We start from the raw sequence: 22,701 nt of genomic DNA, 5'->3' as shown, positions 1-22,701 counted from the left end.
CTCGTGCAGGATCTTTACGTCGTCACTCATCCTCATGCCGAACACACAGCACAGGATATCGTCGGAGGTTGGCACAATTCCGTTCTCACGCCCGCCGGCAGGCGCGATGCAGAGTTGATCGCCGAAGAGTTGAAACGTCGACGCACAGGAACCTCGCGCCCGATCCGCATCACCTCTTCCGACCTCGAACGGTGCGCCGAGACATCCGCGATCATCGCCCGGACGCTCGATGTTCCGGCGACAACAGACTCTCGATTGCGCGAAATCAGCTTCGGAGAAGCCGAAGGGCGCCCGAACTCGTGGCTGACCCAGCGGCAGGTTCCGGCTCCTGACAACAACCGCCTCGATCACCGTGGCCCCGTTGCCGGTGCCGAAACCCGCCGCGACATCGCATCAAGGGTCGGCGAGTGCGTGCGCGAACTGATGACCGAACTCGATCACGATCACATCGTCGTAACACACGGATTTGCACACACATTCGTCGTCTCCGCCTGGCTGCAGATCCCCGTCGAAGCCACCGGGTTTGCGAACTTCGCGACCACGCCCGGGGCCATCACACATCTCCAACACGACGACTACTGGCGCAATCGAACTCTCGCGCAACTAGCCGATACGACGCACTTGGCCTGTGGCACGATGGCCTGATGCGCCATGTTTCCGACGACGAACGCCGTGCACGCATAGGAGTACGTCATGCGCTGGCGCCTTCGTTCCGCGTCGATTCTCCGGAAGCTGCAACGCGGGCGATGACGGTACTGCACGCCACCGAATCAGCGACTGTCTATCTGTCTTGCTGGGCGAGGGTTCGGTCATTGGACGCCACTGACGTCGACAACGCCTTGTACGACCAACGCAGTCTCGTGAAGCAATTGGCTATGCGCCGCACGCTCTTCACCTTTCCCCGAGACTTGCTGCCGGCCGCGTGGTCGAGTGCGTCCGCCCGCGTCGCGAACACCGAGCGCGCACGAATGGCCAAGGATGTCGTCAAGGCCGGAATCGCCGTCGACGGCAACGACTGGCTCGATCGCGCGCGGGCGGAGGTTCTGACACTGCTCACCGATGCCCCTGAAGGCCTTTCCGCACTCGAGGTCCGTCAGGCAGTACCGATGATCGACGTCAAGGTCGAGGGTTCGGCAGGCGAAATCTGGTCGGCACCCAGGGTTCTCACGCACCTCGGGGCGACCGCAGACATCATGCGCGGCGCCAACACCGCCCGATTCCCCGTCTCACGCCCACTGTGGACTCTCACTCGACACTGGCTCGACGACGCCCCCACCGATCTCGAATCTGCGGACGGATACCGAGAAATGGTCCGACGCTGGCTCCACTCCTTCGGACCGGGGACGGAAGACGACATCGTCTGGTGGCTGGGCTCGACCAAGACGGTCGTCCGGGCAGCCCTCGCCGAACTCGAAGCCGTTGCAGTCTCACTCGACGGTGGCGACACCGGCTGGTTACTACCGGATGACGTCGCCACGGTGTGTGATCCAGGTCCTTGGGCGGCACTCCTACCGGTGCTCGACCCGACGATCATGGGGTGGAAGAACCGTGACTTCTATCTCGGCCCGCACCGCAACCAACTCTTCGACACCCGAGGTAATGCCGGCACCACAGCTTGGGTCGACGGTCGTGTCGTGGGCTGCTGGATCCAAGACGCCGCCGGAGTGGTCCACGTTCGAGTACTCGAATCCGTGTCCGCGGATGCGCAACGGGCGCTCGACGCCGAGGCAGTTCGTCTGACCGAGTGGCTGGGTGGCGTCAAGATCGGCACCGGTTATGTCTCACAGGCCATGAAAAATCTGCCGGTCGTCTAGGAAATCGGCTGAGCGACAACCACTATCGCTCAGCCGCTCCCATCGTTATCACTGCGGAATGGGTGCATCTTCCGGAGGCAGCAAGTGAGTGCATGTCTGCGCACCGGCCGCACGCGCTGCTCGCTCCGCCGGATAGCCACCCGCGAGTTCCTCACGGGGAGTGCTGTCGAGCGCGAGCAGGGTGTCACCCATGACCAGCGTCTGCTGATGCATACGTTCGAAGTCGATCGCGTCGGCGCCGAACGACGGAGCCCACAGCGACCAGGGACCGGAGATTCCTCCGATGGTCGGAATCAGGCGATTATGGAAGCTCGTGCCGAGGCCTCCGAAGCTGCAGAACACGGGAACTCGGGCAGGCTGCGGCCGGTCGAAGCCCCGCAGAACTGCCGTCCGGTCGAGCGGATGAGACTTGACCGCTGCCACCAATGCGGCGACCAGTGCCGGACTTTCACTTCCGGCGAACCACGAGTACGGCTCACCGACCCCGGTGAATTCAAGCCTCTGGCCGGGTCCATCTGTGCGATCGACAGGCAGAATCTCCCGCGTACCCATGTGCTCGACAGAGAAGTCGAAGGCGACGGATCCGCTGTCGTATTCCTTGTCCAGCTCCGTCGCGTACCGATCTGTTCCCTCTCGAGACATATGCAGATGTGCACTGGCAAAGACGAACTCGTAGGTACGTGGACGGCATTCGAGTGGCAGACGCGAAAGATACTGTGCGAGTGCCAGAACCGCAGCACTGCCGTTCTCCTGCACCCAGGTTGCGCCGTCGGTGTGGGTGTTGATCACAATTCTTTCCTGGCTCTGCCCGGGAATCGTGGCGATCAGATTTCGAGTGGGAGCCGTGTCGACGTCCGCGAGAACAGAGATCTTCGCCTCGGTTCCGGATTCCGCCAACTGCTTGAGTCGGACAGCTTCGTCGACGCCTGCCCATACCGCGGGCACGGTGAAGTGTGTGCCGGTGTGAGGATCGAAGTAGCCTTGAATCTGTTCTGCAGGAACGTTCCACGCGAGAATGAGCCCGGCCGCACCCGCGAGTCCTGCTGCCAATGGATCCGTTTCGAGCGCCGCAGTGAACGGCCGTTCGTAGTTACCCGCCAGCGGGAAGTCGGGAGTCATGTAATGCGAGAAAGCAGCAAAAGTCGCATACGGCACTGCTGGGCTCTGGACATCGCGAATCACGATGCGACCCTTCGAGTTCTCCGGCGTGATCGCGGTTCCAGGTGGAAGATAGACCAGTGGAGCCGTCCGGCCTTCCTCGCCCGTGGGCAGTGAGTACGGGACCGCGCCTGCTGTCCGTAGTACTTCCGGTGCAGCATCCGGCTGCAATACAGCCAGCTTGCCGGCAGCCACCAGGTCGCGGCCAGGACCATCTGACGCCAGCGGTGACGGCTGCCAGCGCTTGATCTGATAATCGTCCGAATCAATCGCGACGCCAGGTAGTGCACGCACGCTGTCTTCGACCCAGTCGATCATGCTCTCGTGCTCAGCGCTTGCCGTCGATCGGAGGCCGAAGCCGGCAATCTTTGCATTGAGGTCACGCAGATCGTCAGCCGTGGCGAATGATGCCGGATCGATCGACTCGGGACATCCCGCAACAGGACCCGTCGAGCCGAGAGAGCCCACGGAACCGGTTGAACCAGTGAATGGTTCCGCGTTCGCTTGAGCGAGGCTCGAGATTGCGAGCAGTGCGGAAGCCGCGATTGCGGGTATCACGCGACGAAGGATCATGAAGGAATCTCTCTGTTCGAACTATAAAAGTTACAGACGTTTCTTTTATACAGGTTCGTATGACGCAAGTCACGCAGAACTTGTTCGGGACGTGCCCTTCAGGCACTTCTCGGCCAGCCAGGCTCAGTTCGACACGGCGGAAAGCATGGCCTCGATCCACACGCCAGCCTCGGCCGACAGGGCTACGATCGACCCCTTCTCCGGCTCGTCGAGCGCATCGGATGCAAGCTGCCGAATGGCATACACCGCTCCGACATAAGCGCTCAGCGGGACTCGCGGATTGCCCGGGGCTCGCTCACGCTCCGCTTTCAGCACTTCGGACATCCCGACCAGTGCAGCTCTTCGTTGCACGCGCGCGCGTCGCCCGAGAGCATCCATCTCTACTTGAAATGCCCGAGCCACAACGGGATCTGCGTTCAGCGCAGTCAGATAACCCTCGACGATATCAGCGATGGCGTGGCGGTCCCAAGCAAAGGAACCGACCGGAAAGATCCCGCGAATACGAGTGAGCAGAACTTCGATGAACCTGCCGTACGCAGCAAAGACGCACGCATCCTTGTCAGGAAAACACTCATAGAACGCGGCCGGCGAAATTCTTGCCCGCTTGGCGATCTGACGCACCCCGACGCCCTGATAACCCGAGTCCGCCATCAGTTCCGTCGTGGCGATCATCAGCCGCTCGCGCTGCGCAGTCAGTACGTCATCCCTGCTCAGTTCATGCCGACCTCGCGGCAGATCCGGCGGCGTAGTGAAGAACACGCCCTCGGTGATCCTCGCCGTCACCACCCCCACCTCTCACCGCCGCATTCTCGAGTTGACCAAAGCGAGAGTAGCCAACGGAAACCAGCGGCGAACGAGAGGCCGGTCCGAGAACCGACCATCGACAAGTGTACGAAACGTACAGTACACTTTATCAGTCAGTGATTGACCGATCTAGGAGGTTCCATGGAGGGTCAAGCAGTTCGTGAATACGGTGCGTTCATCAACGGAGCGTTCCGAGCCATGGGCACATCCACATTCGAGGCCCGTAACGCCGCTTCCGGCGCTCTACTCGCCACACTGTCTCGGTGCGGGCCCACAGAGATCGACGACGCGGTCGAAGCCGCCAGGCGGGCATTTCCTGCATGGGCGAACCTGACCGCTGAAGAACGATCCGCCAAAATCTTGCAGTTTGCCGCGCTCGTGGAGGATCGGGCCGAAGAGCTTGCCCAGCTCGAATGTATGGATACCGGGCGCCATATCAGGGAGATGCGCGAGGACTATCGAGCCGCCGTCTCACACCTGCGATACTTTGCGTCAATCTCGCTGGCCCACCATGGCTTCGGCCGCGAGTTGGCATCGGGATACCTGGTCGCGAAGCGAGTGCCATTGGGCGTATGTGGACAGATCATTCCCTGGAACGATCCCGTGGTAATGACGGCGTTCAAGATTGCACCTGCTCTCGCTGCGGGAAACACAGTGGTCCTCAAACCTGATGAAAATGCTTGCGTTTCCGTCATGGAGCTGGCCAGGATCGCCGCCGACGTGTTTCCCGCAGGCGTTTTCAATGTTGTCCCTGGTCTTGGCGAGGAAGCCGGCGCAGCCCTGATAGACCATCCGAAGGTCAGCAAACTCGCTTTCACCGGAAGCACCGAAGTCGGCCGACTCGTGGCACACGCCGCAGCCTCACGGCTGATCTCGACCACACTCGAACTCGGCGGCAAGAGTCCCAGCATCGTGTTTCCTGATATCGAGGACATCGATGCAGTGGTCGCCGATGCCACCGCAGGTGTCCTCATGTGCAACGGCCAATCCTGCTTGGCCGGAACACGTCTCTTCATCCACGAGGACATCTATGACACCTTCGTGGAAAAACTCGTCGCAGGATTCCGATCATTGCGAGTCGGGCCGCCGCTGAACGAGGACACCGAACTGAGCGGATTGATCCACCAGGAACACGCCGAACGTGTGATCTCCATGATCAAATCCGGGATCGACGAAGGCGCACAACTACTTACAGGCGGGGATCTGGTAGAAGTGCCGGGTTTCGAAGCCGGAAACTTCGTCGCGCCGACGATTCTCGAGGTCACCAACTCGATGCGAATCGCACAGGACGAAATATTCGGACCTGTCCTGTGCGTCCTCAGATGGAACAACTACGAGCACGTGATCGCAGAAGCCAATGACACTCCGTACGGTCTCGCTGCTGGGATCTATACCTCCAACCTGAAGAACGCGATGGAAACCGCGGATCGTCTTGATGCGGGCTGCGTCTGGATCAATCAGTACTTCAATCTGGGAGGCGGCATCCCCTTCGGGGGATTCAAGGAAAGCGGTCTGGGGCGAGAGTTCTGCCTCGAGACGCTCAACGAATACACCCAACTCAAATCCATCACTGTCGCCACGTCGACGCCCACGACAAACCAAGGAAGCACAAATTGAAAATCTCGGGAAATACCATCTTCATTGCCGGCGGAACCTCCGGTATCGGCCTCGCACTTGCAGTGGGATTGCAGAACGAGGGGAACAAGGTAATCGTCGGAGGGCGTCGATCCGCTCTGCTGCAAGAGATCTCGGACAAGTACCCGGGCATCAGCACGGTCGTCATCGACGTGGACGACCCGAGATCCATTCGAACCGCACATGAATCCGTCACGGAGGACTTTCCCGATCTGAACGTCCTCGTGACGATGTCGGGAATCATGTACCCGGAAGACTTGAAGAACCCGGACTTCCTCGACATCGCCGAGAGAACCGTCACGACAAACCTTCTCGGAACAATTCGCTTGGCCGGCCAGTTCATCCCGCATCTGATGACTAAGCCCAATGCCACCATCGTCACCGTCTCATCCGCCGTCGGCTTCGTCCCACTGCCCGTCACGCCCACGTACAACGCGACAAAGGCGGCGGTTCATCTCTTCACCGAGAGCATGCGCGTACAACTCGCCGATACCTCGATCCAGTGCATCGAACTCATTCCGCCCGGAGTCCGCACCACGCTGATGGGCCAGGAGAACTCGGAATCAGCTCTGCCTCTTGATGATTACATTGCCGAGACCATCGGCCTACTGAAGGCGCACGACGACGCCACGGAAATCGTGGTCGACGCCGCCAAGCCGCTTCGCAACGCCGAGATCAACGGTGAGTACCAGCTAGTACTGAAGATGCTCAGCTGACACCCGAGTGTTGAGGCACATCGCAGTGTGGGGAGGGCAATTCGCCCTCCCTGCGCTGCGGATTCTCAACGGAGAACCCGTCTATGCACCACTGCGGAGTCCACGAACTGCGTGATCGATGATCGAGCGCACAGTGTTGTCGTCGATACCCGCGTGCCCGACCAACATCCGATAGATCAACGGCCCGAAGAACAGATCGATCGCTTCCTCGGTGTCGATGTCTTCGCGAAAGTAGCCGGAATCCACACACCGCCGAATCAGTGCGGCGAAACCTCGACGACGTTCGTCGAGGAAGAAAGTGCGGAAGTATGCCGCCGTCGTCGGATCGTTGGCACACGCGCCGACAAGTTCGGCAAAGATCGACCCGAGTGGACCTCGGTAGAACTTTCCGATGTCACCTAGATAGTCGTTCAAATCGGCTTGCGCACTATCGGTCTCGGGAAATGTCAGATGACGAGCCATGAGCACACCGAATGCTTCAGCAGCGATAGCTTGCCGCGATGGCCAGTGCCGATACAGAGTCACCTTGCTGACACCGGATTGTTCGGAGATCGCATCGATGGTCGCGGCCTTCATTCCACCGGATTTCAGAAGAGCTTCTGCTGATCTGAGGGCCTTCTCGTGGGCCGCCTCACTACGTGCACCCCTCGGAGGAGTCAGCAATCCCGTCTCGGCATCCCCCGAGTCCCGAAACACGCCGTCGTCGGGAGCGCGCTTACCCATGTCCACTCCTTAGTCCTTCAAGACCTTGCAGCACAGAGCATTTCCCGGCATCGGAGGACCCGGCACAGCCCAAGGCAGCAACTTGTCGCGATAGCTACTAGTCGTATCGTACACATGGCGCCCTGGACCGAATCAGCATGGCCACAACAATAAGCCCAATCTGATTGCGTCCGCGCATGATTCAAACAACCAGCGCAAGCCTCTCGTTTATTACTCAAAAGTAAGATAGCGTGTGGTCGTCATCACACCAGCCCGTCAAGTACCGAGAGACATACGAAACCGAAGGGTCGATCGTGGCATCGAGGATTCTCTTTCAGGGAGCGGTGGCGCTGACAGCCATTGCACTCACAGGCATCACAGCACCTACTGTCGCCGCGCAACCGTCGGCGGATTCCTTCTATCAGTACGACGGTTCGGCACCGCTGTCGTCGTATCAGCCTGGGGCCGTTCTCAAAACGAGGACCTTGCCCTATCACGTCGTCAACATTCCGACCCCGTTGCAAGCCGTGCAGGTGTTGTACCGGTCGACCGACGCTCTCGGCCGGCCGTCTGCGAATGTCACATCGATTCTTCGACCACCCAATGCCCAGCCGGACAAAGTTGTCTCGTTCCAGTCGGCCTACGATTCGCTGAACCCGGAAGACGGTCCGTCACGAGCTGTCGCGGGGGACACCCCGATCGGCAGCCTGACCGCCAGCGGACGGAACGTCGCCTTCGGCGGGACTCTCGCTTCCGGCGAAGCTGCCATGTTCGGTCCCCTACTGGCACTGGGCTACACCGTCGTCATTCCCGATACCGAAGGGCCGAACGCAGACTTCGCGGCGGGACCCGAATACGGAATGATGACTCTCGACTCTCTTCGCGCCGCCCGTAACACTCCCGAGGCAGGTATTGCCGACTCAGCCGAGATCGGCCTGATGGGATACTCGGGCGGAGCAATCGCCACCAACTGGGCGTCCATCCTCGCTCCGGACTACGCCCCGGACATCAACGAGGACCTGATCGGCGCCGCCCAGGGTGGACTGTTGGTCAACCCGGCGAACAACCTCCGGTACGCAAACGGAAGCATCGGCTGGGCAGGCGTTGTCGGGATGGCAGTCGTCGGACTTGCCCGTGCCTACGACATAGATTTCGATCCGTATCTCGGCGATCGCGGACGCGAACTCCTACCTCGCATCGAGGATGCCTCGATCGGGAACGTCATCCTGCAGTACCCGGGGGTGACCTGGCAGGACCTTGCCAAACCAGAGTATGCGAACCCCAACTCGGTGCCCGAGTACGTCGACGTCGCCAACAAAATCAACATGGGCAACGCGCCGATACCCACCATCCCTATGTTCATCGCTCAAGCCGCAAACGGAGCCCTCGAGGGCACCCAGCCAGGTGGACCCGGCGTCGGCCCTGGCGACGGAGTCATGGTTGCCGGGGACGTCCGCACACTCGCCACTCGTTATTGCGACGCAGGTTTGTCGATCCAGTACGACCAGTACGACACCATCAGTCACGTTCCCGGTGGCGCGCTTTGGCTCCCCGGCGCCATCACCTGGCTCAACGACCGTTTCAACGGGAATCCGGCGCCGAACAACTGCTCGAACATCGCACCGGGCAATTCACTGGCGCCGGAAGAACACGCGGCGAGTTGAAGTATCCAACCGCCGGGTCAGATCCCGATGGCGAGATCGTCGATATCCGCGAGTGTGCCGCCGTTTTCGAGGATGCTCGTGTAGTTCCGAAGTCTGTTCTGATCTATTTCGGTAGTGCTGACCCCGCGCTTCCAGTACCCGAAGACAACTACATCGTCCTTCGCCAGGCCGACTGTCTTACGGAAATGCGCTCGGATGGAGCGCATTTCGTCTCGCTCGCCGGCTCCCCACACCGCATAGTCTCCTGGGTTCTCGAGCTCGAGGGCATATTCGGCGAGGCGATCCTCGACATGATGCAATTCGAGGCCGGGGATCACGGGCAGTTCCGCGAAAGCCTCGGCGTCACCGGTGGCGACCCAACCGACACCGGTCACCCCCTCGGGCCATTGAAGCAGAATCGAATAGAGTGCAGGGATCGCGGTGTCGTCGGCAAACAGTGCGACGCGGCGACCAGCGATCTCGGGAACGAGGAAGTGCGGGCGAGGGCCGGTGAGCGAGAACGTGTCACCCACACGACGGTCGTCGGCCCACCGCATCATCGGGCTGGTGTGACCGTGCAGCACGACGTCGAAGGTCATCGAACCGCTCGACGCATCGAATGTGCGCACCGTGTAGACACGCGAGACGTCGTCGTACTGCGGACCTAGCTGGATGCGGAATGCGACGTTGGGACGCAGCCAATTCGGGTCGTCCGCCGACGAAGTCAGCTGGACGGTGATGCGCAAGATGCTCTCGGTCGGACGTTCGACGCTTTCGACGACGGCAACCACGTCGTTGAGACCGCGGTCGTGATCTTCGCCGCGTGGCGCCTTTGCCGACGCAGAGGTTTCAGTTTCTTCAGGTCGAGATGCGGGAGTCATTGATATCTCCTGATCGATGGTTCAGTTGTGGACGGGTAGCTGACTGGCAGGTCTTCGATCACGCGGAACAACAAGTGGCCGTCCGGTTTCGGGGTCTTCGAGGACCAGAGCCTCGAGGTCGAACACTTCACGCAGCAACTCAGGGGTGAAGACGTCCGAGGCACTGCCCTGCATGACGATTTTTCCGGACCGCATGGCAACTACGTGCGTGGCATATCGAGCCGCGAGGTTCAGGTCGTGCAGGACCGCGACCAACGTTCGACCGGACTGGTGCAGTTGGGAACACAAGTCGAGAACCTCGATCTGGTGGGCGATGTCGAGAAAGGTGGTCGGTTCGTCGAGCAACAACACCGGGGTGCGCTGCGCGAGTGTCATGGCGATCCATACCCGCTGCCGTTGTCCACCGCTCAGTTCGTCCACCAATTGATCTGCTGCATCGCGCATTCCGACCTCAGTGAGCGCTTCGGCGACAACACGCTCGTCTTCGGGTGACCATTGGCGCAGCATGCTCTGGTACGGGTATCGGCCGCGAGCCACGAGGTCTGCCACGGTGATCGCTCCGGGTGAGAGCGGAGACTGCGGCAGCAGAGCGATGCGCCGAGCCACTACCTTGGTGCGATAGGACCGAATGTCGTTACCGTCGAGCAGAACCCGACCCGATCGCGGCGCGAGCATTCTGCCGAGCGCACGCAACAACGTCGACTTGCCGCACCCGTTCGGTCCGACGACCACGGTGAAACCGCCGTCGGGGATCTCGAGACTCAACTCGTCCACGATGGTTCGATCGGCGTACCGGAGCTCGATCTTCTCGGCGTGTAGCCGCGATAACGGAGTAGCTGTAGTCATGAATCTCTTTCGTAGCAAGGTTTTCAGGCCTGACGGGCCAGCAGCCAGATCAGATAGGCACCGCCGAGCAGACTGGTGACAAGACCGACCGGCGTTCGGAGGCCGACCTCGACCGCTTGGGCAATCAAGTCGGCGCCCGCCAACAGAACCGCGCCGAGCAGGAAGGAGGTCGCGACAAGAACACCGCTGCGCCGAGCCAACCGTCGTGCGATCTGGGGAGCTGCGAGCGCCACAAAGGCGATGGGACCGGTAGCTGCAGTCGCTGCTCCGGTGAGCGCGACCGCAAGCAGGATGCCGGCGAATCGGTATCGCTCCACGGAGATTCCGAGCGAAGACGCTGCGTCATCGCCCATTTCCATCATGGTGACGCGCCTGGACACCACGACGAGAGCAGGAACGAGAACACCGACGGCGATCGCAACGCTGATCGCGTGTGGCCAACCGCGCCCGGTCAGCGAACCGGCCGTCCACTGCTGCACCACGGTGGCGTCGTCGATATCCGCGCGTACCACCAGGAACGACATCACGGCGCTCAGCATCGCCCCAACTCCGATGCCGACCAGGACGAGTCGAAGACCGCCGCTGACTCCGTCTTTGCGTGCCAGCGCGTACACGAGCAATGCGGTCAGCATGCCGCCGAGAACAGCAGCGCCCGCGGTCTGGAGTACCCCGCCGCCGAAGAACACGATCTGGACCACCGCCGCCGTCGCAGCACCGGTGGTGAAACCGATGATGTCCGGCGAGCCGAGAACATTGCGCGAAAGCGTCTGGAAAACCGCGCCGGCCACACCGAGGCTTCCGCCCACCCCGATCGCGGTGATCAGCCGCGGAAGACGGCGATTCTGGACGGACCGAACCGCCGCTGGGGTGCCTTCGCTGTTCAGAGCGCGCCACACCTCACCCAAGGACAGGTCCAAGGTTCCGTACATCAGCGTGGCAAACGAGAGCGCCGCCAACGCCGCGCTGATTGAGATGGCTACGAACAGCACTCGCGGGACTATGCGCCACGACCACGACCCGATTCGAACCACCCAACCGCCAAACAGCGGTGGGACCGGCTGCGCTGCAATCATGTTCACAGTGACGCCACCCGCCGTGAGCGAACGAGCGCGACAAACAACGGTCCGCCGAGCACAGCCACCGCGATCCCCGTCTGCAGATCTCCCGGCGAGGTGACAACGCGACCGAGAACGTCGGCCAAGAGCAGAAATGCCGGCGCGACGACGAGCACGCACGGCAGAAGAAGACGCAGATCCGGTCCGACGACGCTGCGCACGATGTGCGGCGCAGCCAGCCCCACGAATCCGAGTGGGCCTGCCGCCGCGGTGGCCGCCCCCGCGAGCAGGATGACTGCTACAGCGGATCCGGCCCGGGCGGGACCAGTGCGGGCGCCGAGCCCTTTGGCGACGTCCTCGCCGAGAGCAATCGCATTGAGTGGACGAATCAGCAACAACGACAACACGATACCGATCGCGATGAAGGGAAGAACGGTGACGATCACGTCTCCGCCGCGCCCCTGCAACGAACCCACTGCCCAAAATCGGAACTGATTGAAGGCAGCCTCATTGCTGATGAGAACCATGCTGGTGAGCGCCGTGATCGCCGTTGCCACAGCGGCACCGGCGAGCGCCATGCGCGCTGGGGTCGCGGCGCTGCGATGCGCAGACCCCAACATGTACACACCCACCGAGGCAACGGCCGCGCCGGCGAGCGCGAACCACAGATAACCGCCGACCGAAGTCACCCCCAGATAGGCAATCGCAATCACGACTGCCGCTGATGCTCCGGCGTTCACACCCAGTAGCCCCGGATCGGCCAGTGGGTTGCGGGTGATCGACTGCATCAGCGCGCCGGCCAGTCCGAGTGCAGCCCCGACCACCAGCCCGAGAATTGTTCGGGGCAGGCGTGATCCGATCACAACGAGGTGTTCGTTGTTGACGGCGTCGTAGGAAAAGATCGCGTCGAGCACGGTGGCGACGGGGATGTTGCGAGAGCCGAGTACCAGCCCACCGACGGACGCCAGCACGATCACGCCCACGGAGGCCACGACCAACAACCCCGCACGCGCGGCTGTCCCGGACCGCAGCGGTGCTTCGGTGCGGGACTGTGAAGAAGCGCTCACTCCGTCATCCACCGAACGTGGACACCAGCGACTCGACTGTCTGCTTGGCACTGAAGTAGTCGAGGCGGAAAGCCGCCGTTCCCATTGCGTAGACCCGATCACCCTTGACAGCAGGTTGATTCGCGAGAAGCGGATCGGCGGCAAGTTGCTTCTCCACATCCTTGGGTCCCATCGAGACGGCAAACAGCGTCTGCGAGCCGTCAAGGGCGGCAGACATGTTCTCGGAGCTGACGATCGCGACGCCGGAGGCGCCCCGCTTGTCCGGGGCGACAAACTGCTCAGCGGGCTCGGCATAGGTGAAGCCGAGCGAGGTCAACAGATTGCCCTGTGGGCTGTCGGCCCGGAACGTCCAGACACCGTCGGCACCCATGTAGACCAGCGCCGTCACCGGCTGCTCGGGAAGTTTGATCTTCCCTGCCTGCGTCGTCACCCAGCTGTCGTACTCGTCGACGGTCTTGCCTGCCTCGCTCTCGAGTCCGGTGACAGTCCCGAGCTGATCAGCGAGTTCCTCCCAGGAGCTGGCGCCGTAGTCGAGAAGAACGGTGGGTGCGATGTCGCTCAGCTGCGCGTAGGCGTCGAGCGTCGAGTCACCTCCGTTGGCGGACCCGATGATCAGATCGGGTTCGAACGTCTCGATCGCGTCGAGGTTCAGCTCGAGATTTCGGTAGAGAACCTCTACTCCACGATCAGCTGCCACATCCGACCACTGGGAGAAGAACCCCTGTTCATCGGTCATTCCCGACGGCGTTGTTGCCGCGCTGGCGACGACCGGCGCACCGATTGCAAGCAGCGTGCCGGTCAACGACGGCGAGGTGGACACGATTCGGGTCGGCTTCGAGGTGATCTCGGTACTGCGGTCGCCGTGATCGACGGTGCGCGGCCATCCCTCGGCAGAACCTGAGGTTTTCTGGGTGTCCTCGGTTCCGGTATCGCTATCTGACGAGCTGGAGCAGCCGGCAAGAGCGAGGGCGACGACCGCGGCGAGTATTGCCGCCGTCGGGCGAAGTGATCTGCGCATGAGTATGGCTTTCTGAAGGTACGAGAGTGCGCCGCTGCGAACGCAGACAGCAGAGGTAAAGTTAGCCATACTTAAGTAGCAAGGGTTGTCCAGGAGCGCCAACGTGTTACCACTATCAGAGCCGGACGCGATCGGGTTAGGGCCGGTCCGCGCGAGCGCCACCGAGCCCAGTACCGCCCGCTCACCGCTGTTGTTCTGGGTTCTTGCAGGCAGCGGACGCGTCCGAGTCGGATCGACGGTCCACGAGATACCAGCTGGCGAATCGCTGTGGATCCCGGCGGGTGCGCGATACGCAATGGAGACGGACTCGGATTCCGTCGCGTTTCCCATCCTGCTTCCGCCTTCGAACGGCGTCAGCGCCGGGCCGGCTACCGTGACGCGCCTGCGCGTTCCGCCCGGATGGGAAGACAGACTGATCCACGAGTTCGTTCACAACCTGGGCTATCTGCGCGGCGACGCTGCACACCCGTCGTCCTTGTTCGAGATGATCGCCCGGGCTGACGACGGGGCCACCTCGCTGCCGCGATTGCCGCAGTCACGGGAAGCGTTCGAGATCGCGCACAGCCTTTTGCGAACACCTGGCACCGACGACACCGAGGGACAATTCGCGAAGCGTGCCGGGATCAGCATTCGAACGCTCCAGCGGTACTTCGTGGAAGAAACCGGCCTCACCTTCACGCGCTGGCGGCTTCGAGCTCGGATCGCCGCCTCGTTGGAGTACCTGAAGCAGGACCGCGAGATCGGTTGGATTGCAAACGAAGTCGGATTCGAGACAGGAAGCGGATTCACCCGCGCGTTCCGGGCCCAGATGGGAGAGAGCCCGAGCGACTACCGTCGACGGGCCCTCTCCGGTCCAACCGATCGCAGCGTGGACACCGACAACGATCAAGCATTGGTCCGCATGCTCGCAGAGCCCAGGCAGCCCGGGGAAACTGCGCCGCCGATACCGGCCAACGCGACGTGGCCGCGCGTCAACGGCGCCCACGTCGCAGTGTGGGTTTACCGAGGCCAAGCCCGGGTGGACGTCGCGGACCGCAGCTGGGAACTGCGCACCGGCGAGGCCATGATTCTGCCTGCAGGCGTCCTCAATACCGTCACGGTTCCGACGGGTTCACTGCTGCTACCGCTCGGCTTCCGCTCCTCGAACGGGTCGACCGTATCTGCCGACGCCCTCGAGACCGTGCAGTTCTCCCCCGATGACGAATTGGCATTGCTGCACACTTTCGTCGCCGCCTACACACCCTTGCGCCCGCGTGGCCACGACAGCGCCGCAGCATTCGACATCATCGCCACCGGCCCTCTCGCACAATCGGTTTCGAACGGGTCTGCCGCCGATTCGATTGCCACACGACTGGCAGCGACAATCGCCGCCCGGCCGGCCGACCCTCGCACTCTGGACGAGTGGGCGCAAGAGTTCGGTACCGACGCGGCCAGGCTGCGCCGGGAGTTCCGTATCGAGACCGGCACTACGTATCCGCAATGGCGATCGCTTTCACGGATGACCCAGGCACGCACCCAACTCCAACTCGGGGTTGCACCCGGAACGGTGTCGAGGAACCTGGGTTACGCGCACCTGCCCGCATTCAGCCGAGCGTTTCGCACTGCGCACGGGATCTCACCGCAGCGCTTCCAAGCTCAGTCCGTCGAACGCGCCCTCTGGTTACGTTCTGTGCCGCGCGCCGCCGAGCCGAGCGCTCGGGTTCTTCACACCCACTGAACGAGCTGCCACACAATGCCGTTGGGATCGACGAACTGGCAGTAGCGCTCGCCCCACGGTTCGGTCTCCGGCGCTGTGACGACGGAGGCACCTTCGGCAGCGATGCGGGCGAACTCGGCGTCGACGTCATCGACCACGAATGCGATGAGCATGCCTTGCCCGGCCGAACCTGCGACGAAGTCCGGCTTGAACGTACCGAGACCGGTGCGCAGGAAGACCACGTTGACCCCGGCATCCGGATGATTCAGAGAAACGAATCCATCGTCGGACATGGCCTCGGTGAAGCCGAAATGGGTTTTCGCAAAGTGGGCCGACGCGTCCGTGTCGGCAACGTTCAAGGACAGAGCAGTGCTGGTGATTTTCATCGTGGCCTCCATGATCATAAACCTTGTGCAGTGCATACAGTATGCACCGTATAAGGTATACCACTGTTGAGGTATTCCCGATTTCTGGAGACGGCTGATGGCACGCGAACTGATCGACCTACTGTGGCGCGATCACCCCCTCGCACCGAAGGGTGGCGCCCGCGGCCCGCGCGCGAAGGTCACCACTTCACAGGCGGTCGACGTCGCTCTCGCCCTCGCGGACATGGAAGGGCTGGACGCGGTGACGGTGCGCCGATTGGCCGCCGAGCTCGGAATCTCGGGCATGGCGGTGTACACCCACGTCGGGTCCCGTGACGATCTCCTGGTGCTCATGGTCGACACCGTGCGCAGCAACAGTCCGCGCCTGTCGTACGGGAACATGACGTGGCGCAAGCGCGTGCGCCGGGTAGCCGAGGAGGAACTTGCCCTCTACTCGGAGCACTGGTGGCTCCTGGACATCACCGATCAGCGCTCCGCGTTGGGTCCGGGAACTATCGCGAAGTACGACCACGAACTACACGCGTTCGACGGCACCGGGCTGAGCGACATCGAGCGGGATTCCGCGCTGACGTTTGTCGCCGACTTCGCCCGGTCCTCGGCGCAAGCACGGCGCCCCGACCCCCGAGCGGCCGACATGGCCGAGGTGTGGTCGTCCTGGAACCAGCGTCTGGCTGCCTATCTCGGCGACAACTTCCCGCTGGCGCAGCGAGTCGGAGGAGCGGCCGGCGAAGCCAAGAACACCCCGTACAGCCCCGAGGCAGCGTGGAAATTCGGGCTGGACCGGGTCCTCGACGCCCTGGAAGGTCTTGTTCACATCGAATGACATTCCTGCAATTCGAAACCGCGAGAGCTGTTGCACGCCTATGAGAATCAATCGACCCGAGAGGTACGGGGTTCCAGTGAGCTTCTGATCGAGATTCCGCTGCGCGACGCAACCAGCTAGCCCCGACTTCAACGGCATATATCCGCGGAGAAGGGGTAGACGAGTAGATACCGGCGGCACATCGACTCAACTCCAGGCGTGGTGGACAATGTTTCTCAGCGACCAGTCAATTCGTCATCACACCCGCCGTTTCGGTGCAGCTCTGTCGCCTTCTCACAAATGGCCTCCCCCGACCGAAACACAGCGCGTCGCACGCTGGAGTGAGAGGTCGGAGATGCTCGGCGCGCTGTCAGTACTCCTGTTCTGGGCTTTCGGCTTCGGCATCCTTCTGGGTGCGGGCGCGATTACAACAGGAATCTTTGCGCTCCGACGTCACCCGAAGAAGTCTGGCGGGCATCTGTTCTCGAATGCCCGCCAGCTGCCGTGGGATGCAATAGTCGGCCTCTTCACCGGCGTCATCGGTCTTGCCCTGAGCGGTTGGTTCTTCGTCGTGGTCCTACCCAACATGTAGGCGTCTGCTAGCCAAGGCCGTTCGCGTCAGTGGCCAATGTTCGGAGTTCCCGTCGTAGGATCTTGCCCGTGGTGGTGAGCGGCAAGCTGTCGATGAAGGTGATCTGCCTGGGGTACTGGTAGAAAGCAAGGCGGCTTTTCACGTGGGTCTGCAACTCCTGGCGAAGCTCTTCCGAAGAGTTCGTTCCTTCGGACAGAACGACAAAAGCGTGAACGGCTTCCCCGCGCAACGGATCCGGAACACCGATGACGCCGGCCATAGCTACCTCGTCGTGCGAGAGCAGGCACTCTTCGATCTCGCCGGGGCCGATCCGGTACCCCGCGGACGAAATGACGTCATCGGCACGCCCCTGGTACCAGAAGTTCCCCGCTTCATCGGTCCGACCCAGATCACCGGTATGAATCCACCCGTCGTAGACCTTTTCATCAGTCTTCGACGGTTGGTTCCAATAGCCGAGGAACTGTCCGGGGTTGCCTGCCTTCACACAGATCTCGCCTACCTGCCCCACCGCTACCGGCTCGCCGAGCGGATCGAGGAGGGTGACGTCGAAGCCCGGAAAAGCGCGACCCATCGAGCCGCTCACGGGCGTCCACTTCGAACGCGAAGTGCCGATGGTCAGATTCATTTCCGTCTGCCCGTAGAACTCGTTGACAGCTACGCCGAGTGTGTTTGCAACCCACGCCTGCAATGCGTCACCGAGGGCTTCACCACCAGTTCCCAATGCTCGCAGCCGAATACCACGCGCAGCGGTGCCGTCGACGCCGATACTCCGCATCTGCTTGAGCGCAGTCGGAGGAATGAAGGCACCCGTTACTTTGTGACGGCTCAGAATCTCGACCGCACGCGACGGCGTGAATTTGTCGGGCGTCGCAACCACGGGGCACCCCAACGCAAGGGCTGGAAACAGAACGTCGAACAGACCGCCGATCCAGGCCCAGTCTGCCGGCGTCCAGAAGACGTCTCCCCGCTGCGGCGCATTGTCGAATGCCGTCCGCATACCGGGCATGTGCGCCAAGAGAATTCGGTGCCCGTGGAGGGCGCCTTTCGGATTCCCCGTCGTTCCCGAGGTATAGATGATGATGGCGTGTGAATCGGGGCCCGTCGCTGCCAATTCCGCGCTTTCTGCGGCACTGTCGACGAGGCTGTGGAAATCGAGAAGTCGAACGGGGGTCGAATCGGAGGGCTGATCCGTATTTCCGACAACGATGACGGCTTCGATGCCGGGTATCTCACCTATTCCGTCGGCAACTCGTTCGTAACAGTCCTTTTCGACCACAAGCACTTTCGCTCCCGAGTCACGCATTCGATGAACGACCGCATCCGACCCGAACTTGACCGAAAGCGGAACGGTGACCATTCCGGATCGGAAGGCGCCCAGATGTGTCGCGAGAACCTCGATCCCCTGTGGGACCATCACACCGACGCGATCCCCTGAGACAAGGCCGAGATCCGCAAGCACGGTTGCGAACTTTCGGCTTGTCGTGGCGACTTCACCGAAGGTGTACCGACTCCAGTGTCCACCGGTGTCTACGACGAGGGCTAGATCATCGGGATTCTGCACATCGACACAGGCGTGCGCGATGTTGAATTGCTCTGGCACAGTCCATTCGAAGTCTTCTGCTTCGAGATCCTGCCACCATGACATATGCGGCCGAGAACTCACCGAGCACCCACTTCGAGGTCGAGGGAATGGGTCTCGCCTACCAGGAAAGAGAATTCGCCGGAGAAAACAAGGTCTCCGTCTTGGTTGACGAGTGAGCCTTTCGACGTCACGATCGCGGTCTCACCGTCCGAGCGAGGACGCACCGACAGCACTTCCGACACCGCATGCACCGAGTCGCCGAGGTAGGTCGGCCGGTGGAACCTGACGTGGTCAAGTCCGTAGAAGCACTGGAGGTAACGGGGATCCAACTCCACCAGGCCGAGCAAGGTGGACAGCATGAGTGCGCCGTGGGCGATCTGGCGACCGAAGCGCGTCTGCTGCGCGTAGTCGGGGTCGAGGTGCAGAGGATGGCGATCCCAGGTGAGGTCGGCGAAACTTCGCACATAGTCTTCGGTGACGACCCGCGGGTCCGTTACCGCAATGTCTCCGACAGAGATCTCTTCGAAACTCTTTGTGATCATTGAAGTTTCCTCTACTAGTTGACAACCGTTGAGCGTTGATCGACCGGCGGTAGATAGGCCCCGTTGTCATCGATGTACATGTCGCGGCTTCCTTCGTCGAGGTCGGTGTCACGGACGAAGTAGACGCTGATCAGCGAAATCACCGACAGGGCAGCGATATACACAGCCACCGCGAACGATCCACCTGTCGCGCGGACCAACATGGCCGCGACCATCGGCGCGATTGCTCCACCCAAGAGCACACCGATCTGGAAAGCGATCGAGGCCGCGCTGTAGCGCACCCGGGCGTCGAACAATTCGGCGATGAACGTCGCCTGCGGCCCGTACGAGATGCTGAGCATGAAGGCGCCGACCGCCAATGCGCCGGTGGTGATCCAGAAGTTGCCGGTATCTATCGCGGCGAATGCAACGAAGACCCACAGACCCATGCCGGTGATCCCGACCATCAGGATCCGGCGTCGGCCGAACTTTTCGGACAGTTGACCAAAGATCGGAATGAAGATGACGGCAACGAGCGCGGACACCATGACCGCGCCGAGCATGAGGTTTCCGGACAGCAGATCGAATTGATCGGCGTACGTCAGGCTGTAGGTGTTGAGGATGTAGAAGTAGGCGCCGGTGCTGATCATCGAACCTGCGGCAAGAATGATCTGGCGAGGATAGTTCTTGAACGCGTCGACCATCGGGATCTTGACCGCGGTGTTCTGCTGCTTCACGCGAGCGAATGCCGGAGTCTCTTCCAACGCCGTGCGAATGTACAGCCCCACTGCAACCAAAGCGATACTCAGCAGGAACGGAATTCGCCATCCCCACACCAGGAATTGGTCTCCGGTGAGCGCCTTGGTGCCGAACATGACGGCCGTCGCCAGCAGAAGGCCGGCGGGCACACCCACCTGCGGCATGCTGCCGTAGAAGCCGCGGCGATTCTTGGGTGCGTACTCCACAGCAGTCAAAACTGCACCGCCCCACTCGCCGCCGACGCCGAATCCTTGAATCAGCCTCAACACAACGAGAAGAATCGGGGCCCACACACCGATCTGGGAAGACGTCGGAAGGACGCCGACCAGGAATGTTGCAGCTCCCATCAAGAGAAGTGCAAGCACCAAAACCTTCTTGCGTCCGATGCGGTCACCGAAGTGGCCCATCACAACACCGCCGAGTGGCCGCGCCAGAAAGCCGACCGCAAAGGTAGCGAAGGAGAGAATCGTCGCCAGCGCGGGATCTGCGCCCGAAAAGAACAGCGGCGCAAAGACCAAAGCTGCGGAGGCGCCGTAGATCTGAAAGTCGTACCACTCGATCGTGGTGCCGACCAGAACTGATCCGGCTACACGCCGCAGGGCAGGCCTGTCGACAGTTGCGGGAGATGGGGGATTCGCGTCGTTCATGTCATTGCTCCTTGTATGGAGTGCCCTGTTAGCTCGCGCACCGAGGGGGAGGCTCGACAAGAACACTATGCAGTGACCCAACGCACAGTCAAGCATTTTTCAATCGATCGATTGATGAATAGATATGTAATTTGCCAGTACACAGGCAGCTATCAATCAATTGATTGACGGTCAGTCGATTTCGGCGGCGATGCTAGCATGATTGGGCAACCAACCGAAATGAGGATCATGGACCTGGGGCGCGTTCAACGGGCGGCAGTCACGCTGTTCGCGACGAAAGGGTTCGCCGCTACCGGCATTCGTGAACTCGGAGCAGAAGCCGGCATCAACTCGGCAACGCTCTATCACTACGTCGGCAGCAAAGAGTCACTGTTGGCCTCGATCATTCGGTCGTGCCTCGACGAGCTGACACAGTCGGGAGAGCGGGCGATGCGCCGCAGCGCCGATCCCGTGGTCCAGCTGGCCGGCCTGGTGTCGTCGCACGTCGGCATTACCGCTGTCAACCAACTGACTGCCCGCGTCGCCGAGTACGAGATGCGCGGATTGACCGGAGACAACCGCATCGAGTTGCAGACGCTGCGCGACGAGTACGAGCTTCTATTCGGACAGATCCTCGAACGCGGACAACGCGTGGGCGCCTTCGACATCGAAGATCTGGCATTGAGCCGACTCGCGATACTGGAGATGTGCACCGGGGTTGCGCACTGGTACCGGCCCGGTGGGCGTCTCGAGTTGGAAGATGTCCAGCGATTTTTCGTCAGCACCACATGCAAGCTTCTGTCGGTTCCGTCCGACGAACTGAACGGAGTGGAATTCATTCACGAAGTTCGAAAGCTGGACAGCGAACCCGAGACTCAGTCCTCCGAAATTTGGGGCACCCACGCACAGAGCGACTTCGTACGCCAGTCCGAACTGTAATCAGGCCAGGAATCCCTAGCCCTTTGTGTGAGGACGGTTGCCGGAGGCGGATCTACCCGCAATAGTCGATGTATGGATCGGTACAAGATCACGATGCCCGACGGCTCCTCGACCGAGGAACCTTTCGACTCCGACAAGCAAGCAATCGCGTGCGCCGTGGATGCCAATCGAGGCGTCAGCAAGCACCTTGTAGTCGAGAAATACACGGCCGACGGCCGTCTGATTCCTACTGCTCAGGCTCCTGCGAAACACAAGGGACATCACAAGAATCGTTCGAACAGTTGAATTCTCGACTACACCACGCCTGTCGAACTTGGCGTGCGACGACCGGACGCGTGACGCAGAAGTAGACCGATCGCATGCTCGACGGTCGCCCCCAGGACAGCTTCGGGGTCACCTGAGAAAACCTGCTTCTCTGTTTCAGCGGTCCCATGATCGACGACTCCGAACCACACAGTTCCCGGTGGGACGTTCTCCTGGGTATCCGGACCGGCTTCGCCGGTGACCGCCAGTGCCAACGTCGCGCCGAACAGTGTGGCAGTGCTGTGTGCCATGACCCGAGCAGCGTCCTCGCAGACGACTGGGCCGTCAGGAACATGAAGAACGGAATGCTTGACCGCTCGGGTATATGCGACGATCCCGCCACAAAACCAGGAACCGGCGTTCGGCGCCTTTCCTAGATGTGCGGCGATGTTCCCGGCGGTCAACGATTCCGCCGTCGCCACCGACAGACCGTGTTCCTCTACTACTGCGGCCAACTGCCTGCACATATCGTCGAGATCCTTGTCCGACGCAAGCTCGGGTCGTGGATCGCCATTCATATGTTGCTCCTCCTGCTGTCCGATCGGTGACCTCGATAAGAAATTGGAAGTCTTGGAATGCCAAT

The 22,701-nt window shown here is 61.5% G+C and carries 23 protein-coding genes; 10 read left to right on the top strand and 13 right to left on the bottom strand.

Annotated features, from left to right (window positions below; all coding sequences use genetic code 11):
- Nucleotides 1-3 precede the first annotated feature (3 nt).
- Complete coding sequence (locus QM596_RS01105) at nucleotides 4-645, top strand: histidine phosphatase family protein (RefSeq protein WP_021333302.1); 642 nt, start codon at nucleotides 4-6, stop codon at nucleotides 643-645.
- Nucleotides 645-1,814 carry a winged helix DNA-binding domain-containing protein gene (locus QM596_RS01100; RefSeq protein ID WP_283307850.1) on the top strand — a complete coding sequence of 390 codons (1,170 nt, stop codon included), beginning with the start codon at nucleotides 645-647 and terminating at the stop codon, nucleotides 1,812-1,814. The genes QM596_RS01105 and QM596_RS01100 overlap by 1 nt, the downstream gene beginning before the upstream one ends.
- A 48-nt stretch (nucleotides 1,815-1,862) precedes the next feature.
- On the opposite strand, the gene QM596_RS01095 is transcribed toward QM596_RS01100, so the two are convergent.
- A complete protein-coding gene (locus QM596_RS01095) occupies nucleotides 1,863-3,545 on the bottom strand; it encodes a zinc-binding metallopeptidase family protein (RefSeq protein ID WP_283307849.1) in 1,683 nt (560 codons plus the stop codon).
- A gap of 123 nt (nucleotides 3,546-3,668) precedes the next feature.
- The gene (locus QM596_RS01090; RefSeq protein WP_133727338.1) at nucleotides 3,669-4,328 is read right to left on the bottom strand and encodes a TetR/AcrR family transcriptional regulator; all 660 of its coding nucleotides are present in this window, start codon (nucleotides 4,326-4,328) and stop codon (nucleotides 3,669-3,671) included.
- A 162-nt stretch (nucleotides 4,329-4,490) separates the two neighbouring features.
- Between QM596_RS01090 and QM596_RS01085 the strand changes: the two genes are divergently transcribed.
- A complete protein-coding gene (locus QM596_RS01085) occupies nucleotides 4,491-5,966 on the top strand; it encodes an aldehyde dehydrogenase family protein (RefSeq protein WP_172933148.1) in 1,476 nt (491 codons plus the stop codon).
- A complete protein-coding gene (locus QM596_RS01080) occupies nucleotides 5,963-6,700 on the top strand; it encodes an SDR family oxidoreductase (protein ID WP_020971261.1) in 738 nt (245 codons plus the stop codon). Before QM596_RS01085 ends, QM596_RS01080 begins: the two co-directional genes overlap by 4 nt.
- Nucleotides 6,701-6,781: 81 nt before the next feature.
- On the opposite strand, the gene QM596_RS01075 is transcribed toward QM596_RS01080, so the two are convergent.
- Nucleotides 6,782-7,423 (bottom strand): TetR/AcrR family transcriptional regulator, encoded by a 642-nt coding sequence (locus QM596_RS01075; RefSeq protein ID WP_211918423.1) that lies wholly within the window; start codon nucleotides 7,421-7,423, stop codon nucleotides 6,782-6,784.
- 293 nt (nucleotides 7,424-7,716) lie between these two features.
- On the opposite strand from QM596_RS01075, the gene QM596_RS01070 reads away from it, so the two are divergent.
- The gene (locus QM596_RS01070) at nucleotides 7,717-9,066 is read left to right on the top strand and encodes a lipase family protein (RefSeq protein ID WP_283307846.1); all 1,350 of its coding nucleotides are present in this window, start codon (nucleotides 7,717-7,719) and stop codon (nucleotides 9,064-9,066) included.
- Nucleotides 9,067-9,083: 17 nt separating this feature from the next.
- On the opposite strand, the gene QM596_RS01065 is transcribed toward QM596_RS01070, so the two are convergent.
- The 5 genes from QM596_RS01065 to fepB all read right to left on the bottom strand — a co-directional run bounded on the left by QM596_RS01065 (nucleotide 9,084) and on the right by fepB (nucleotide 13,912).
- Complete coding sequence (locus tag QM596_RS01065; RefSeq protein ID WP_283307845.1) at nucleotides 9,084-9,926, bottom strand: siderophore-interacting protein; 843 nt, start codon at nucleotides 9,924-9,926, stop codon at nucleotides 9,084-9,086.
- Between the two features lie 21 nt (nucleotides 9,927-9,947).
- Nucleotides 9,948-10,772, bottom strand: coding sequence for an ABC transporter ATP-binding protein (locus QM596_RS01060; protein WP_020971265.1), 825 nt, complete (start codon nucleotides 10,770-10,772; stop codon nucleotides 9,948-9,950).
- A gap of 23 nt (nucleotides 10,773-10,795) precedes the next feature.
- Nucleotides 10,796-11,761 carry a FecCD family ABC transporter permease gene (locus QM596_RS01055; RefSeq protein ID WP_283307842.1) on the bottom strand — a complete coding sequence of 322 codons (966 nt, stop codon included), beginning with the start codon at nucleotides 11,759-11,761 and terminating at the stop codon, nucleotides 10,796-10,798.
- Between the two features lie 86 nt (nucleotides 11,762-11,847).
- A complete protein-coding gene (locus QM596_RS01050; protein WP_283307841.1) occupies nucleotides 11,848-12,894 on the bottom strand; it encodes a FecCD family ABC transporter permease in 1,047 nt (348 codons plus the stop codon).
- Between the two features lie 4 nt (nucleotides 12,895-12,898).
- A complete protein-coding gene (gene fepB / locus QM596_RS01045; RefSeq protein WP_021333294.1) occupies nucleotides 12,899-13,912 on the bottom strand; it encodes a Fe2+-enterobactin ABC transporter substrate-binding protein in 1,014 nt (337 codons plus the stop codon).
- Between the two features lie 103 nt (nucleotides 13,913-14,015).
- On the opposite strand from fepB, the gene QM596_RS01040 reads away from it, so the two are divergent.
- A complete protein-coding gene (locus QM596_RS01040) occupies nucleotides 14,016-15,629 on the top strand; it encodes a helix-turn-helix domain-containing protein (protein ID WP_283307840.1) in 1,614 nt (537 codons plus the stop codon).
- Here the strand turns inward: QM596_RS01040 and QM596_RS01035 are convergent.
- The gene (locus tag QM596_RS01035; RefSeq protein WP_283307839.1) at nucleotides 15,617-15,994 is read right to left on the bottom strand and encodes a VOC family protein; all 378 of its coding nucleotides are present in this window, start codon (nucleotides 15,992-15,994) and stop codon (nucleotides 15,617-15,619) included. The genes QM596_RS01040 and QM596_RS01035 overlap by 13 nt on opposite strands.
- Before the next feature lie 97 nt (nucleotides 15,995-16,091).
- Here QM596_RS01035 and QM596_RS01030 point away from each other — a divergent pair, with 97 nt between their 5' ends.
- Together QM596_RS01030 and QM596_RS01025 are read left to right on the top strand one after the other, a co-directional pair.
- The gene (locus tag QM596_RS01030) at nucleotides 16,092-16,817 is read left to right on the top strand and encodes a TetR/AcrR family transcriptional regulator (protein ID WP_141488161.1); all 726 of its coding nucleotides are present in this window, start codon (nucleotides 16,092-16,094) and stop codon (nucleotides 16,815-16,817) included.
- A 334-nt stretch (nucleotides 16,818-17,151) separates the two neighbouring features.
- The gene (locus tag QM596_RS01025) at nucleotides 17,152-17,388 is read left to right on the top strand and encodes a hypothetical protein (protein WP_134999369.1); all 237 of its coding nucleotides are present in this window, start codon (nucleotides 17,152-17,154) and stop codon (nucleotides 17,386-17,388) included.
- A 7-nt stretch (nucleotides 17,389-17,395) separates the two neighbouring features.
- Here the strand turns inward: QM596_RS01025 and QM596_RS01020 are convergent, their stop codons facing one another.
- The 3 genes from QM596_RS01020 to QM596_RS01010 are packed head-to-tail and all read right to left on the bottom strand — an operon-like array spanning nucleotide 17,396 to nucleotide 20,897.
- Complete coding sequence (locus tag QM596_RS01020) at nucleotides 17,396-19,051, bottom strand: AMP-binding protein (RefSeq protein ID WP_283307838.1); 1,656 nt, start codon at nucleotides 19,049-19,051, stop codon at nucleotides 17,396-17,398.
- Complete coding sequence (locus tag QM596_RS01015) at nucleotides 19,048-19,512, bottom strand: MaoC family dehydratase (RefSeq protein WP_020909637.1); 465 nt, start codon at nucleotides 19,510-19,512, stop codon at nucleotides 19,048-19,050. The genes QM596_RS01020 and QM596_RS01015 overlap by 4 nt, the downstream gene beginning before the upstream one ends.
- A 14-nt stretch (nucleotides 19,513-19,526) precedes the next feature.
- Complete coding sequence (locus QM596_RS01010; protein WP_019745950.1) at nucleotides 19,527-20,897, bottom strand: MFS transporter; 1,371 nt, start codon at nucleotides 20,895-20,897, stop codon at nucleotides 19,527-19,529.
- 219 nt (nucleotides 20,898-21,116) lie between these two features.
- On the opposite strand from QM596_RS01010, the gene QM596_RS01005 reads away from it, so the two are divergent.
- Entirely contained in the window at nucleotides 21,117-21,815 is a 699-nt protein-coding gene (locus tag QM596_RS01005) for a TetR/AcrR family transcriptional regulator (protein WP_223258012.1), read from the top strand.
- Nucleotides 21,816-21,887: 72 nt separating this feature from the next.
- On the top strand, nucleotides 21,888-22,100 hold the full coding sequence (locus QM596_RS01000; protein ID WP_021346022.1) for a hypothetical protein: 213 nt from the start codon (nucleotides 21,888-21,890) through the stop codon (nucleotides 22,098-22,100).
- Nucleotides 22,101-22,108: 8 nt separating this feature from the next.
- Here the strand turns inward: QM596_RS01000 and QM596_RS00995 are convergent, their stop codons facing one another.
- Nucleotides 22,109-22,636, bottom strand: a complete 528-nt coding sequence (locus tag QM596_RS00995) for a CinA family protein (RefSeq protein ID WP_046379577.1) — start codon at nucleotides 22,634-22,636, stop codon at nucleotides 22,109-22,111.
- Nucleotides 22,637-22,701: the final 65 nt, after the last annotated feature.

It is taken from the genome of Rhodococcus sp. IEGM 1406 (assembly GCF_030056745.1).
Lineage (GTDB): Bacteria > Actinomycetota > Actinomycetes > Mycobacteriales > Mycobacteriaceae > Rhodococcus_F > Rhodococcus_F erythropolis.
The sequence above is the reverse complement of the archived record's forward strand: the minus strand, read 5'-3'. Positions and strand labels throughout refer to the sequence as shown.

What these genes read in the sequence shown, in the direction of transcription:
- QM596_RS01010 (WP_019745950.1), bottom strand. Translation starts at nt 20,897, where the DNA reads ATGAACGACGCGAATCCCCCATCTCCCGCAACTGTCGACAGGCCTGCC.
- fepB (WP_021333294.1), bottom strand. Translation starts at nt 13,912, where the DNA reads ATGCGCAGATCACTTCGCCCGACGGCGGCAATACTCGCCGCGGTCGTC.
- QM596_RS01000 (WP_021346022.1), top strand. Translation starts at nt 21,888, where the DNA reads ATGGATCGGTACAAGATCACGATGCCCGACGGCTCCTCGACCGAGGAA.
- QM596_RS01030 (WP_141488161.1), top strand. Translation starts at nt 16,092, where the DNA reads ATGGCACGCGAACTGATCGACCTACTGTGGCGCGATCACCCCCTCGCA.
- QM596_RS01085 (WP_172933148.1), top strand. Translation starts at nt 4,491, where the DNA reads ATGGAGGGTCAAGCAGTTCGTGAATACGGTGCGTTCATCAACGGAGCG.
- QM596_RS01025 (WP_134999369.1), top strand. Translation starts at nt 17,152, where the DNA reads ATGCTCGGCGCGCTGTCAGTACTCCTGTTCTGGGCTTTCGGCTTCGGC.
- QM596_RS01095 (WP_283307849.1), bottom strand. Translation starts at nt 3,545, where the DNA reads ATGATCCTTCGTCGCGTGATACCCGCAATCGCGGCTTCCGCACTGCTC.
- QM596_RS01015 (WP_020909637.1), bottom strand. Translation starts at nt 19,512, where the DNA reads ATGATCACAAAGAGTTTCGAAGAGATCTCTGTCGGAGACATTGCGGTA.
- QM596_RS01100 (WP_283307850.1), top strand. Translation starts at nt 645, where the DNA reads ATGCGCCATGTTTCCGACGACGAACGCCGTGCACGCATAGGAGTACGT.
- QM596_RS01075 (WP_211918423.1), bottom strand. Translation starts at nt 7,423, where the DNA reads ATGGGTAAGCGCGCTCCCGACGACGGCGTGTTTCGGGACTCGGGGGAT.
- QM596_RS01065 (WP_283307845.1), bottom strand. Translation starts at nt 9,926, where the DNA reads ATGACTCCCGCATCTCGACCTGAAGAAACTGAAACCTCTGCGTCGGCA.
- QM596_RS01035 (WP_283307839.1), bottom strand. Translation starts at nt 15,994, where the DNA reads ATGAAAATCACCAGCACTGCTCTGTCCTTGAACGTTGCCGACACGGAC.
- QM596_RS01060 (WP_020971265.1), bottom strand. Translation starts at nt 10,772, where the DNA reads ATGACTACAGCTACTCCGTTATCGCGGCTACACGCCGAGAAGATCGAG.
- QM596_RS00995 (WP_046379577.1), bottom strand. Translation starts at nt 22,636, where the DNA reads ATGAATGGCGATCCACGACCCGAGCTTGCGTCGGACAAGGATCTCGAC.
- QM596_RS01005 (WP_223258012.1), top strand. Translation starts at nt 21,117, where the DNA reads ATGAGGATCATGGACCTGGGGCGCGTTCAACGGGCGGCAGTCACGCTG.